Below are 12,963 nucleotides of genomic sequence, written 5' to 3'. Positions count from 1 at the left end.
CCGAATGCTCCCGTGCGCCCCCTCGTCAGGAACTGACACCCTGGCTTTGCGCATCCTCGTGGGTAGTCCTGCTGACGGTCCGGAACGGACCGACGGCGGACGGACCGGGGGACGCGCGGGCCGGGGGCCCGACCGCAGCGGGGAACAGCAAGCACGTCCGGGGGACATGAGGGGGGAAAGGAACGCCATGCCTCGTTGGAAGGCACTGCCCGAAGAGCTCGACCCGCAGATCAGGGAGTTCGCCAGCCAGCTGCGCCGGCTCGTCGACCGCAGCGGGCTGAACATCAACGCGGTGGCCGACCGCACGGGTTACAGCAAGACGTCCTGGGAGCGGTATCTCAACGGGCGGCTGCTCGCCCCGCGCGGGGCCGTCGTGGCCCTCGCCGAGGTGACGGGCACCCCGCAGCACCACCTCACGACCATGTGGGAGCTGGCGGAACGGGCCTGGAGCCGGGCCGAGATGCGTCATGACATGACGATGGAGGCCATCCGCATCACGCAGGCCCGTGCCGCGCTCGGCGAGCTCGGCACGACGGCCCCCGGCGCTCCGGCGGGCGGCCGCTCCGGCCGGTCCTCCGCCGGCGGCCGACGCGGCGCGTCCGGTTCCGGCGCACGGGTTCCCACCGCCGCGGGCCCTGCCGGTATGGACGCCCCGCCCCGCGACGCCCACGGCAAGGACCCGTACGGCGGCGGTGCCCACGAGCCCGGCGACGACGACACGCGCCAGCTCATCGTCCCCACCCAGCGCGGCACCGCACCGGCACCGGCACGCCACCGGGACCGACCGTACGGCGGCGTGCCGAACCAGGGCGGGGCGCACCAGGGCGGGGCGCACCAGAGCGGGGCGCACCAGAGCGGGGTGGACCAGGGCGGGGTGGACCAGGGCGGGGTGGACCAGGGCGGGGTGGACCAGGGCGGGCGGCGACCGGAGCGGAACACGCCGGAGAGCACCGCCTCCGGCTCCGGCTCCGACCGGAACCGGACCGCCGGCGGCACCGGACCGGGCAAGGCGCCCAGAGGCCGCCGCAAGGGCCTCATGCTCGCCGTCGGCGCCGTCGGCGCGCTGATCGTCGTGGTCGGCGCGGTGCTCCTCGCGCCGGGCGGCGACGACGCGGCCAAGGCCACCCCGCCCCCCTCGGCGGCCCCCACCACGGCCGCCCCCGAGCTGCCCGTGGGCGTCGAGTGCAGCGGCGCGGACTGCGCCGGGCAGGACCCCGAGGCGATGGGCTGCGGCGGCGAGTTCGCCCGTACGGTGGCCAACGCCGTGGTCGGCGGCAGCAAGGTCGAGGTCCGTTACAGCAAGGTCTGCGCCGCCGCCTGGGCCCGCCTCACCGAGGCGGCGATCGGCGACACCGTGCAGATCACCGGGGGCGCCGGCCCGCAGAACGGCGAGGTCATGGGGGACACCGACGCGTACACCCCGATGGTCGCGGTGAAGAAGGCGTCCGACGCGAAGGCCTGCGCCACGCTCACCTCCGGCACGAAGGGCTGCGCCGAACCGGGCGAGTGACACGGGCCCGGGCGAGTGACACGGGCCCGGGCGAATGACACGGGCCCGGGCCGCCGTCGCTCGTGCGTGCGGTGCGTGACCGGTTGTGTGCGGTCCCACAGGGGGGCGGGCGGTCCGGCCCGGCCGGGTCCGATAGCCTGACCGCTGGATATCTCTTCACGTCAAGATTGGTCGTCAGGCCGGGTCGGGCGGAAGAGGCGTCCAGCACCAGGGTCCGGCACCAGGGGCCGGAACCCCCACCGCCAGCTGTCTAACGGAGACCGCCATGACCCGCACTCCCGTGAATGTCACCGTGACCGGCGCAGCCGGCCAGATCGGCTACGCGCTGCTCTTCCGCATCGCCTCCGGCCACCTGCTCGGCCCGGACGTGCCGGTCAACCTCCGCCTCCTGGAGATCCCGCAGGGCCTCAAGGCCGCCGAGGGCACCGCGATGGAGCTCGACGACTGCGCCTTCCCGCTGCTGCGGGGCATCGAGATCACCGACGACCCGAACGTCGGCTTCGCCGGTGCGAACGTCGCCCTGCTCGTCGGCGCCCGCCCGCGTACCAAGGGCATGGAGCGCGGCGACCTGCTCGCCGCCAACGGCGGCATCTTCAAGCCGCAGGGCAAGGCCATCAACGACCACGCCGCGGACGACATCAAGGTCCTCGTCGTCGGCAACCCGGCCAACACCAACGCGCTCATCGCGCAGGCCGCCGCCCCGGACGTACCGGCCGAGCGCTTCACCGCGATGACCCGCCTGGACCACAACCGCGCGATCTCGCAGCTGGCCGCCAAGACCGGCGCCGCCGTCTCCGACATCAAGAAGCTGACGATCTGGGGCAACCACTCGGCCACCCAGTACCCGGACATCTTCCACGCGGAGATCGCCGGCAAGAACGCCGCCGAGGTCGTCAACGACGAGGTGTGGCTGGCCGACACCTTCATCCCGACCGTCGCCAAGCGCGGCGCCGCGATCATCGAGGCCCGTGGCGCGTCCTCCGCCGCCTCGGCCGCCAACGCCGCCATCGACCACGTCCACACCTGGGTCAACGGCACCGCCGACGGCGACTGGACCTCGATGGGCATCCCGTCGGACGGCTCCTACGGCGTCCCCGAGGGCATCATCTCCTCCTTCCCGGTCACCACGAAGGACGGGAAGTACGAGATCGTCCAGGGCCTGGAGATCAACGACTTCTCCCGTGCGCGCATCGACGCGTCGGTCAAGGAGCTCACCGAGGAGCGCGACGCGGTCAGCGAGCTCGGCCTCATCTGAGCCGCACCCGCACCCGCGGTACGTCGAGCGCCCCCGGCAGCACCTGGTGCCGGGGGCGCTCGCGCGTTCCCGTTCTGAGGACCCGTGATCAGCCCTTGAGGACCCGTGATCAGCTCTTGAAGTCGCCGGGCGTGTAGTGGCCCGGGGCCAGCCGGCCGGTGACGCCGAAGCGGTTCCAGGCGTTGATCACCGTGATGGCGGCGATCAGCTGGGCCAGCTCCGTCTCCTCGAAGTGCTGCGCGGCCTCCGCGTACACCTCGTCCGGGACGAAGCCGTCGGTCAGGACGGTGACCGCCTCGGTGAGCGCGAGCGCCGCCAGCTCCTTCGGGGTGTAGAAGTGCTGCGACTCCTTCCAGGCGCTGAGCTGCACGATCCGCTCGACGGACTCGCCCGCCGCGAGCGCGTCCTTGCTGTGCATGTCCAGGCAGAACGCGCACTGGTTGAGCTGCGAGGCCCGGATCTTCACCAGCTCGACCAGGACCGGGTCCAGGCCCTGGCGGGCGGCGATGTCAAGCCGGACCATCGCCTTGTAGACGTCGGGGAGGAGCTGGGAGACGGAGATCCGGGCGGGGTGCTCGGGGGCGAGGTCGGCGGGGGCGTGGTGGTGTTCGTGCGTGGTGGTCATGAGGACGACGTTACGGTCCCGGTGGCCCCCCGGTATGGTCCATTGGCATGACGGATTCCTGGGCCACTTTCGGCGCGGACCTGCATCTGGAGCCGGTCGGCCAGGGGCTGCGCAGCGGGCTGATGGAGGCGCTGCGGGAGGCGGTGCGCACCGGCCGCCTCGCCCCCGGCACCCGGCTGCCGTCCTCCCGGGTGCTCGCCGCCGACCTGGGCGTCGCCCGCAACACGGTCGCCGACGCCTACGCCGAACTGGTCGCCGAGGGCTGGCTCACCGCCCGCCAGGGCTCCGGCACCCGGGTCGCCCAGCGGTCCGCGCCACGCCGGACGGGCCCGGCGGCGGCCCCCGCCCGGCCGGTGCGCTCCGGGGCGGGGTACGACCTGAAGCCCGGCACGCCGGACCTGTCCGGCTTCCCGCGCACCGCCTGGCTCAAGGCCGCCCGCAAGGCGTTCACCGCCGCGCCCGACGAGGTCTTCGGCTACGGCGACCCGCACGGGCGCGTCGAACTGCGCACGGTGCTGGCCGAGTACCTGGCGCGGGCGCGCGGGGTGTACGCCGATCCGGAGCGCATCGTGATCTGCGCCGGCTTCGCGCACGGGCTCGCGCTGCTGGGCCGGGTGCTGCGCCGCCGCCGGGTCCGTGAGGTCGCCGTCGAGCCGTACGGCCTCGACCTCCACCGCGACCTGCTCACCGAGGCCGGGCTGCGCACCCCGTGCCTGCCGCTGGACGAGCACGGCTCCCGGACCGGCGAACTGGCCGCGCTGCGCGGCGCGGGAGCGGTCCTGCTCACCCCGGCGCACCAGTTCCCCACCGGCGTACCGCTGCACCCGGACCGGCGGGCCGCCGCCGTCGACTGGGCGAGGGCCACCGGCGGGCTGATCCTGGAGGACGACTACGACGGGGAGTTCCGGTACGACAGGCAACCGGTGGGCGCGCTCCAGGGCCTCGATCCGGAGCGGGTGGTGTATCTGGGCACCGCCAGCAAGTCGCTGGCCCCGGGGCTGCGCCTGGGCTGGATGGTGCTGCCGCGGCACCTGGTGGGGGAGGCGGTGGCCGCCAAGGGCGTGTCCGACTGGATGTCCGGCTCGCCCGACCAGCTGACGCTCGCGGAGTTCATCGCCTCGGGGGCGTACGACCGGCATGTGCGCTCCATGCGGCTGCGCTACCGGCGCCGCCGCGACCAGCTCGTCGCGGCGCTCGCGGAGCGCGCGCCGGGCATCGAGGTCAGCGGGATCGCGGCCGGGCTGCACGCGGTCCTCGAACTCCCCGCGGGCGCCGAGCGTTCGGTGGTCCAGGCGGCCGCCTTCCAGGGCCTGGCGCTGGAGGGCCTGTCCCGCTACCGCCACCCGGACGCCCCGGCCGCCCGCGACGCCTTGGTGATCGGCTACGGCTCGCCGTCGGAGAGCGCTTGGGCGGGCGCGCTGGACGCCCTGTGCCGGGTGCTCCCGTAGGTCACGGCCGAACCCTTGGTGAAACGCAGGTTTCGAACCGGCCGTACGTCGAACTAGTCTGACAAGAGGTCCGGTTGCGCACGCGCGAACGAGAAGCCCGGATCCGATCGCGTACCACGGGGGAGAACCGAACATGGCCACACGAAGGCTGAGGTCGAGCACGGTCGTGCTCGGCGGCATGGGGCTGCTCGCCCTGACGATCACGTCCTGCGGCTCGGAGCCGGACAAGCGCTGCGCCGACCGCACGACCCAGAAGACCCTGCCCAGCTCCGAATGCCGCAGCGGCGGCAGCGGCTCGTACTACTACGGCGGCAAGAGCGACAGCGGCAAGGTGCAGGGCGGCAGCTTCGACAAGTCCGCGGTCGACCGCGGCGGCTTCGGCTGCTCCAAGTCCGGCGGAGGCTGAGCACCGTGGAGCGCCGCACGATCGAGCCGCGCCCCGGCTGGCAGGAGACCGTCGAAGCGCAGGGCGTCGTCTATCCGCTCACCCGCTACCCCGACGACTCGCTGCGCCCGTACTGGGACGAGAGCGCCTACTACGTCTTCTCGCTGCCCGAGGTCGAGGCGCTGGAGGAGGTCGTCGGGGAACTGCACACGATGTGCCTGGCCGCCGCCGCGCACATCGTCGAGCGGAACCGCTTCGCCGATCTCGGCATCACCGACCCGCGGCTCGCCGCCCTCGTCGCCGAGTCCTGGCGCCGCCGCGCCGAACTGCCGTCCGTGTACGGGCGGTTCGACCTGCGCTACGACGGGAGCGGCCCGGCGAAGATGCTGGAGTACAACGCCGACACCCCCACCTCGCTGGTGGAGGCCGCGAGCGCGCAGTGGTTCTGGATGGAGGACCGCTTCCCCGGGGCCGACCAGTGGAACTCCCTGCACGAGCGGCTCGTCGACGCCTGGAAGCGGCAGGCGCCCCTGCTGCCGCCGGGCCCGCTGCACTTCGTCCACTCCGACGGCGACGAACTGGGCGAGGACCTGATGACGGTCGCGTATCTGCGCGAGACCGCCGACCAGGCCGGTCTTCAGACGCACGCGCTGTCCGTCGAGGAGATCGGCTGGGACCGGCTGTCGGGCCGGTTCGTCGACGACCGGCTGCGCTTCATCCGCAGCTGCTTCAAGCTCTACCCCTGGGAGTGGCTGGCCACGGACCGCTTCGGCCCGCAGGTCCTGGACACCCTCGACAACGGCGGCGGCTCCGGCACCACCTGCTGGATCGAGCCCGCCTGGAAGATGCTGCTCTCCAACAAGGCCCTGCTGGCGATCCTCTGGGAGCTGTACCCCGGCCACCCGAACCTGCTGCCCGCCCATCTCGACGGACCGCGCGAGCTGGCGGGGCCCGGCGGGGCGGGATATGTCTCCAAGCCGCTGCTCGGCCGCGAGGGAGCCGGGGTCGACCTCCACGGCCCCGGCTCGCCGCCCGTCCTGCGCGACGAGCCGTGCTGCTACCAGGAGCTGGCCCCGCTGCCCGAGATCGACGGCAACCGGGTGGTGCTCGGCGCGTGGACCGTCGAGGGCGAGGCGGCGGGGCTCGGCATCCGGGAGTCGGCGGGGCCGGTCACGGACGAGTACGCCCGCTTCCTGCCCCACGTCATCCTCTGAATCCTTATGTGAATCCGTCTCCTACCGGGCGCTCAGCACCGTACGCAGCCGGTCCAGGCCCCAGTCCAGGTCCTCCTTGCTGATCACCAGCGGCGGGGCGATCCGGATCGTCGAGCCGTGGGTGTCCTTCACCAGCACGCCCTGCTCCATCAGCTTCTCGGAGATCTCCCGCCCGGTGCCCAGCGCCGGAGCGATGTCCACGCCCGCCCACAGCCCCCGGCCGCGCACCGCCTCCACCGCGCCGCCGCCCGTCAACAGGCCCAGCTCCCGGTGCAGATGGTCGCCCAGCTCGGCCGCCCGCTGCTGGTACTCGCCGGTCCGCAGCATCGCGATGACCTCCAGCGCCACAGCGCAGGCCAGCGGGTTCCCGCCGAACGTCGAGCCGTGCTCGCCGGGCCGGAACACCCCCAGCACGTCCGCCGACGACACCACCGCGGAGACCGGCACCACGCCGCCGCCCAGCGCCTTGCCGAGCACGTACATGTCCGGTGCCACACCCTCGTGGTCCAGTGCGAACGTCTTCCCCGTCCGGCCCAGACCCGACTGGATCTCGTCCGCGATGAACAGCACGTTCCGCTCGCGGGTCAGCTCCCGTACGCCGGGGAGATAGCCGGCAGGCGGCACCAGCACCCCCGCCTCGCCCTGGATCGGCTCGATCAGCACCGCCACGGTGTTCTCGGTCATCGCCTCCCGCATCGCGGTGAGATCCCCGTACGGCACGATCTCGAAGCCGGGGGTGTACGGGCCGAAGTCGGCCCGCGCCTCCGGGTCGGTGGAGAAGCTGACGATCGTCGTCGTGCGGCCGTGGAAGTTGTCCGAGGCCACGATGATCTTCGCCATGCCGTCCGGCACGCCCTTGACCCGGTAGCCCCACTTGCGGGCGGTCTTCACCGCGGTCTCCACGGCCTCCGCCCCGGCGTTCATCGGCAGCACCGTCTCCATGCCGCACAGCGCCGCCAGCTCCGTACAGAACTCGGCGAACCGGTCGTGGTAGAAGGCCCGGGACGTCAGCGTGACGCGCTCCAGCTGGGCCTTGGCCGCGTCGATGAGCCGGCGGTTGCCGTGGCCGAAATTGAGCGCCGAGTATCCGGCGAGCATGTCGAGGTAGCGGCGGCCCTCGACATCGGTCATCCAGGCGCCCTCGGCCGAGGCCACGACGACCGGCAACGGGTGGTAGTTGTGCGCGCTGTGCGCCTCGGCGGAGGCGATGGCGGTTTCCGTGGTCGACACGGGATCTCCGTTCGTCGTGCGGCTGGGCGGCGGGTGGTGCCCACTTTGTATCGTCGGTCGGATCCCGCGCCGGGAAACCTCCACCGACCGGCGCGCCCGCCGTCGCGCGCCCGGCGGGTGGAATGTGCCGTTCGTCTCAGCCGTGCGCTCCCGTGCCCCGGGGCCGTGCGGTGACGCGCCCTTCCCGCCCCGCACCGGCTGCCGGAGATGCCCCGCGCACCTGAGACAATGGGGGCATGGCCTCTGATCGCCCTTCGCTCCCCACCGACCAGCCGCAGACGGGCCGCACCGGTGCGGCCGCCCGTCCGCGCGTGCTCTCCGGGATCCAGCCCACGGCGGGCTCGTTCCACCTCGGCAACTACCTGGGCGCGGTGCGCCAGTGGGTGGCGCTGCAGGAGAGCCACGACGCCTTCTACATGGTCGTCGACCTGCACGCGATCACGGTCCCGCAGGACCCCGCCGAGCTGCGGGCCAACACCCGGCTCGCGGTGGCGCAGCTGCTGGCGGCCGGTCTGGACCCGGAGCGGTGCACGCTCTTCGTCCAGAGCCATGTGCCCGAGCACGCCCAGCTCGGCTGGGTGATGAACTGCCTCACCGGCTTCGGCGAGGCCTCCCGCATGACGCAGTTCAAGGACAAGTCCGCCAAGCAGGGCGCCGACCGGGCCACCGTAGGCCTCTTCACCTACCCGGTGCTCCAGGTCGCGGACATCCTGCTCTACCAGGCGAACCAGGTCCCGGTGGGCGAGGACCAGCGCCAGCACATCGAGCTGACCCGCGACCTCGCCGAGCGGTTCAACGGCCGGTACGGACAGACGTTCACCGTCCCCGCGCCGTACATCCTCAAGGAGACGGCGAAGATCTTCGACCTCCAGGACCCGGCGGTCAAGATGAGCAAGTCGGCCTCCACGCCGAAGGGCCTCATCAACCTCCTCGACGACCCGAAGGCCGCCGCGAAGAAGGTGAAGAGCGCCGTCACCGACACCGACACGGTGATCCGCTTCGACGAGGAGAAGAAGCCGGGCGTCAGCAACCTGCTCACGATCCTCTCCACCCTCTCGGGCAGCCCCGTCGAGGATCTGGAACGGAAGTACGCGGGCAAGGGCTACGGTGCGCTGAAGACCGACCTGGCCGAGGCCATGGTGGAATTCGTCACTCCCTTCCGGGCCCGCACCCAGGAATATCTGGACGACCCGGAGACGCTGGACTCCATCCTGGCCAAGGGAGCGGAGAAGGCCAGGGCCGTCGCCGCGGAGACGCTGGCGCAGACGTACGACCGGATGGGCTTCCTGCCCGCGAAGCACTGAGTCCAAGGACCCTGGCGAGATCCTGGCCGCAGGGGTCACACTTGCGGCGGAACGCGCGGGCCGGACACCCGGCCCGCGCGGCATGACCGGAAAACGACCATCGACGACGGAGGAGAACGACGTGGGGACCGTAACGCTCGGCGTTTCGATCGCGGTCCCGGAGCCCTACGGCAGCCTGCTCCAGGAACGCCGCGCGAGCTTCGGGGACCCTGCCGCCTTCGGCATTCCCACCCACGTCACCCTGCTCCCGCCGACGGAGGCGGATTCGGCGGACCTGCCGGCGATCGAGGCGCACCTCGAAACGATCGCCACGGCCGGCCGCCCGTTCCCGATGCGGCTCTCCGGCACCGGCACCTTCCGCCCGCTCTCCCCGGTCGTCTTCGTCCAGGTCGTCGCGGGCGCCTCGGCCTGCTCCTGGCTCCAGAAGCGGGTCCGGGACGCCTCGGGGCCCCTGGTCCGCGAGCTCCAGTTCCCGTACCACCCGCACGTCACCGTGGCCCACGGCATCTCCGAGGAGGCCATGGACCGGGCCTACGAGGAGCTCGCCGACTACGAGGCGGCCTGGACCTGCGGTTCCTTCGCGCTGTACGAGCAGGGCCCGGACGCCGTCTGGCGCAAGCTCCGCGACTTCCCGTTCGGCGGAGGCGGCGGGGGGCCCGCCGTCCCCGCCCAGGGCGGCTACACGATCGACGCCTCGCCGTCGGCCCCGTCGCTGCGGCCCTGAACGCGCTGCCGTAGAGCCGGAGACCGGACCGGCTGATCCGCGGGCGTCTCAGACCGGGAGCCGCCGGAACAGCGGCCGCGGCACGTGCCGCAGCGCCGCCATCACCACCCGCAGTGAACCGGGCACCCACACGGTCTCCGAGCGCCGCCGCAGCCCCGTGACGATCGCCTCCGCGACCTCCTCGGGACCGGTCGCGAGCGGCTGCTCCGGCCGCCCCGCCGTGGCCCGGGTCCGTACGAAACCGGGCCGGACGACCATCACCTGCACCCCGGTCCCCTGGAGCGCGTCCCCGAGCCCCTGCGCGAACGCGTCGAGGCCCGCCTTGCTGGAGCCGTAGATGAAGTCCGCGCGCCGGGCACGCTCCCCGGCCACCGAGGACAGCACCACCAGCGAACCGTGCCCCTGTGCCTGCAGTGCGACGGCGCACACCAGCCCGGCGGAGACCGCCCCCGTGTAGTTGGTCTGGGCGACCCGGACCGCCGCCATCGGCTCCTCCTCGTCCCGCGCCTGATCGCCGAGGACCCCGAACGCCATGAGCACCACGTCGATGTCGCCCTCCGCGAAGACCTTGCCGAGGGCGACCTCGTGGGAGGCGGAGTCCAGCGCGTCGAAGTCGACGGTGTGTACGTCGGCCCCGCGCCCGCGCAGTTCGGCGGCGGCCGCGTCCAGGGCGGGGGAGGGGCGCCCGGCCAGCCAGACCCGGCGGGTGCGCAGGGCGATCAGCCGGCGCGCGGTGGCCAGGGCGATCTCCGATGTGCCGCCGAGGACGAGCAGGGACTGCGGGGCGCCGAAGGCATCCTTCACGGAGAGCTCCTGGTCAGGTGGGGTGGGATTTTCTGGGGGCGGATCACAGTCCGAGCCGGCGCGACAGGTCGGAGCGGAACGCCCCCGTCGGGTCCAGCCGCGCCCGCAGCTCCCGGAACTCCGCCAGCCGCGGGTACATCGCGGCCGCCGTCTCCGGCCGCATCCGGGAGTCCTTCGCCAGGCAGACCCGGCCCCCGGCGGCGGCCACCTCCTCGTCGACGCCGTCCAGGAAGCGGGCAAGACCGGGCAGGGCCGCGGGCAGATCCAGCGCCAGCGACCAGCCGGGCGCGGCGAACGACAGCAGGCCGGGGTCCGCCGGCCCGAACCGCTGGAGCACGGCCCGCACGGCGGGGCTCCGGCGCGCAGCGATCCGGCGCACCACCCGGTGCAGGGTTTCCTCCTGGCCGTACCCGACCGCGAACCGGTAGCGCACCAGACCGGCCCGGCCGTAGAGCGGGCGTACGTCCGGGAGGGCGTCCGCCGCGTGGAAGAAGGCGGGGAGCGGGCGCAGCTCGGCGGCGCGCGCACGGGGTGCGCCGCGGTAGCGGACCTCGTTGTACAGGGCGGCCGCTCCCGGGCCGAGCAGTCCGTCCGGGAGCGGCGGGAGGCCGGGGAAGGGAGGCCTCCGCTGTGCCCCGCCGGAGCGCGGGGACAGCCATGTGCGCCCCGCGTGCGCCGGGCGCATATCCGGGGTCGCGTGCTCCCCCCGGGTGAGGATCCCGCGTCCGGTCGCCCGGCCCCGGGCCATCAGGTCGACCCAGGCGGAGGCGTACGGCAGCCGGTCGCCGCCCGCGGTGAAACGGGCCAGCAGGTCGTCCAGGTCCCCGGCGCGCTCGGTGGAGACCGACATCAGCCCCGTGGTGACCCGTCGGAGGCGGAGCGTGGCGCCCAGGATCACCCCGGTCAGCCCGAGGCCCCCGGCGGTCGCGTCGAAGAGGGCGGTGCCGGGCAGCACCGTACGCACCTCGCCGTCGGCGGTGAGCAGCTCCAGGGCGCTCACGTGCCGGCCGAACGAACCCGCCCGCCGGTGGTCCAGGCCGGGCAGGTCCGAGGCGATCGCCCCGCCGACCGTCACCCTGCCCGTCCCCGGCAGGACCGGCGGGAGCCAGCCCAGCGGCAGCAGGACCCGCAGCAGCCGCTCCAGGCTCACCCCCGCGTCGCAGCGCACCGTACCGGCGGCGGCGACACCGCCGATCCGGGCCAGGCCCGTCAGATCGAGCACCGAGCCGCCCGCGTTCTGCGCCGCGTCCCCGGGCGACCGCCCCAGCCCGCGCGCGATGACACCCCGGGGCCCGCGCCCCCGGACGGCGGCGGCCGCATCCTCGTAACTGCGGGGGCGGAACCGCACGGCGGTCGTCGGGGCGGTGCGGCCCCAGCCGGTCAAGGACACCGTGTCGACGGACATGAGGGTGACCGTATCGTCCGGGAAATACCCTTTGCGGCATTGGCGAATTCGCTCACCGGAACGGGTGATGGAGTGAGTGTCAGCGAAGGGTGACGGAGATCCGCCGGGCACGTCCGGGAGAGTCCGGGGCGGGCCGCTGGTGTTCCGGGCCCAGGAGGGTACGCGTGACGTCATGGACTGGCTCAAGAAACTCCCGGTGATCGGGCCCCTGGTCGCCCGGCTGATGGAGACGCACGCGTGGCGTTCCTACGAGCGGCTCGACCGGGTCCACTGGGCCAGGCTCGCGGCGGCGATCACCTTCATCAGCTTCCTGGCGCTCTTCCCGCTGATCGCGGTCGGCGCGGCCGTCGCCGCCGCCCTGCTGAGCGACAAACAGCTCGACACCATCAAGGACAAGATCGCCGATCAGGTGCCCGGCATCTCCGACCAGCTCGGCATCGACGGGCTGGTCGCCAACGCCGGCACGGTCGGTCTGGTGGCCGGTGCGCTGCTGCTGTTCACCGGTGTCGGCTGGGTCGGCTCGATGCGCGAATGCCTGCGTGCGGTCTGGGAGCTGGACGACGTCCAGGAGGCCAACCCCGTCGTCGCCAAGGTGAAGGACGCCGTGCTGCTGGTCGGCCTCGGCGGTGCGGCGCTCGCCACCCTGGCGGTCTCCACCGTCGGCTCGACGGCGGTCGGCTGGACCGCCGACCTGATCGGCATCCCCGAGGACGGGGTGGGCGGCATCCTGCTGCGGGTGGCCGCGCTGGCGGTCGCGGTCGTCGCCGACTTCCTGCTGCTGCTCTATCTGCTGACGCTGCTGCCCGGCGTGGAGCCGCCCCGGCGGCGGCTGATGGTGGCGGCGCTGCTCGGGGCGGTCGGCTTCGAACTGCTCAAGCTGCTGCTCGGCAGCTACATGAGGGGCGTGGCGGGCAAGAGCATGTACGGCGCGTTCGGCGTGCCGATCGCCCTGCTCCTGTGGATCAACTTCACCGCGAAGCTGCTGCTGTTCTGCGCCGCGTGGACGGCGACCGGGAGCAAGGAGGAGGAAGGCGTGTCGGAGGAGAAGGAGAAGGAGAA

General features: G+C 73.1%; 12 protein-coding genes. 8 read left to right on the top strand and 4 right to left on the bottom strand.

From position 1 onward, the window contains the following. The first annotated feature begins 187 nt into the window (after positions 1 to 187). Both ACFWM7_RS14160 and ACFWM7_RS14155 read left to right on the top strand, forming a co-directional pair. On the top strand, positions 188 to 1,510 hold the full coding sequence (locus tag ACFWM7_RS14160) for a helix-turn-helix domain-containing protein (RefSeq protein ID WP_383259968.1): 1,323 nt from the start codon (positions 188 to 190) through the stop codon (positions 1,508 to 1,510). Between the two features lie 265 nt (positions 1,511 to 1,775). Next, positions 1,776 to 2,765, top strand: coding sequence for a malate dehydrogenase (locus ACFWM7_RS14155; RefSeq protein WP_383259965.1), 990 nt, complete (start codon positions 1,776 to 1,778; stop codon positions 2,763 to 2,765). Positions 2,766 to 2,874: 109 nt separating this feature from the next. On the opposite strand, the gene ACFWM7_RS14150 is transcribed toward ACFWM7_RS14155, so the two are convergent. After that, entirely contained in the window at positions 2,875 to 3,390 is a 516-nt protein-coding gene (locus tag ACFWM7_RS14150) for a carboxymuconolactone decarboxylase family protein (protein ID WP_383259964.1), read from the bottom strand. A gap of 47 nt (positions 3,391 to 3,437) precedes the next feature. Here ACFWM7_RS14150 and ACFWM7_RS14145 point away from each other — a divergent pair, with 47 nt between their 5' ends. The 3 genes from ACFWM7_RS14145 (at position 3,438) to ACFWM7_RS14135 (ending at position 6,437) form a co-directional block, all read left to right on the top strand. Then, positions 3,438 to 4,838 carry a PLP-dependent aminotransferase family protein gene (locus ACFWM7_RS14145; RefSeq protein ID WP_383259961.1) on the top strand — a complete coding sequence of 467 codons (1,401 nt, stop codon included), beginning with the start codon at positions 3,438 to 3,440 and terminating at the stop codon, positions 4,836 to 4,838. A gap of 133 nt (positions 4,839 to 4,971) precedes the next feature. Continuing rightward, entirely contained in the window at positions 4,972 to 5,244 is a 273-nt protein-coding gene (locus tag ACFWM7_RS14140) for a hypothetical protein (RefSeq protein WP_383259959.1), read from the top strand. A 5-nt stretch (positions 5,245 to 5,249) separates the two neighbouring features. Continuing rightward, a complete protein-coding gene (locus tag ACFWM7_RS14135; RefSeq protein WP_383259954.1) occupies positions 5,250 to 6,437 on the top strand; it encodes a glutathionylspermidine synthase family protein in 1,188 nt (395 codons plus the stop codon). A 21-nt stretch (positions 6,438 to 6,458) separates the two neighbouring features. Here ACFWM7_RS14135 and rocD read toward each other — a convergent pair whose 3' ends face one another. Then, positions 6,459 to 7,667, bottom strand: a complete 1,209-nt coding sequence (gene rocD, locus ACFWM7_RS14130; RefSeq protein WP_383259952.1) for an ornithine--oxo-acid transaminase — start codon at positions 7,665 to 7,667, stop codon at positions 6,459 to 6,461. Positions 7,668 to 7,978: 311 nt separating this feature from the next. Between rocD and trpS the strand changes: the two genes are divergently transcribed. Both trpS and ACFWM7_RS14120 read left to right on the top strand, forming a co-directional pair. Further along, complete coding sequence (trpS, locus tag ACFWM7_RS14125; RefSeq protein WP_383259990.1) at positions 7,979 to 8,971, top strand: tryptophan--tRNA ligase; 993 nt, start codon at positions 7,979 to 7,981, stop codon at positions 8,969 to 8,971. 121 nt (positions 8,972 to 9,092) lie between these two features. Then, positions 9,093 to 9,695, top strand: a complete 603-nt coding sequence (locus ACFWM7_RS14120; RefSeq protein ID WP_383259949.1) for a 2'-5' RNA ligase family protein — start codon at positions 9,093 to 9,095, stop codon at positions 9,693 to 9,695. A gap of 48 nt (positions 9,696 to 9,743) precedes the next feature. On the opposite strand, the gene ACFWM7_RS14115 is transcribed toward ACFWM7_RS14120, so the two are convergent. Beyond that, positions 9,744 to 10,499 (bottom strand): decaprenylphospho-beta-D-erythro-pentofuranosid-2-ulose 2-reductase, encoded by a 756-nt coding sequence (locus tag ACFWM7_RS14115; RefSeq protein ID WP_383259947.1) that lies wholly within the window; start codon positions 10,497 to 10,499, stop codon positions 9,744 to 9,746. A 43-nt stretch (positions 10,500 to 10,542) separates the two neighbouring features. After that, positions 10,543 to 11,904 carry an FAD-binding protein gene (locus ACFWM7_RS14110; RefSeq protein WP_383259945.1) on the bottom strand — a complete coding sequence of 454 codons (1,362 nt, stop codon included), beginning with the start codon at positions 11,902 to 11,904 and terminating at the stop codon, positions 10,543 to 10,545. A gap of 172 nt (positions 11,905 to 12,076) precedes the next feature. Here ACFWM7_RS14110 and ACFWM7_RS14105 point away from each other — a divergent pair. Continuing rightward, the coding region (locus tag ACFWM7_RS14105; protein ID WP_383259943.1) for a YihY/virulence factor BrkB family protein at positions 12,077 to 12,963 on the top strand (887 nt) is incomplete at its 3' end.

The sequence above is a fragment of the Streptomyces sp. NPDC058375 genome (assembly GCF_042723425.1).
In the GTDB taxonomy this organism is placed as follows: Bacteria; Actinomycetota; Actinomycetes; order Streptomycetales; family Streptomycetaceae; genus Streptomyces; species Streptomyces durocortorensis.
This window is presented reverse-complemented; position numbering and strand designations above follow the sequence as displayed.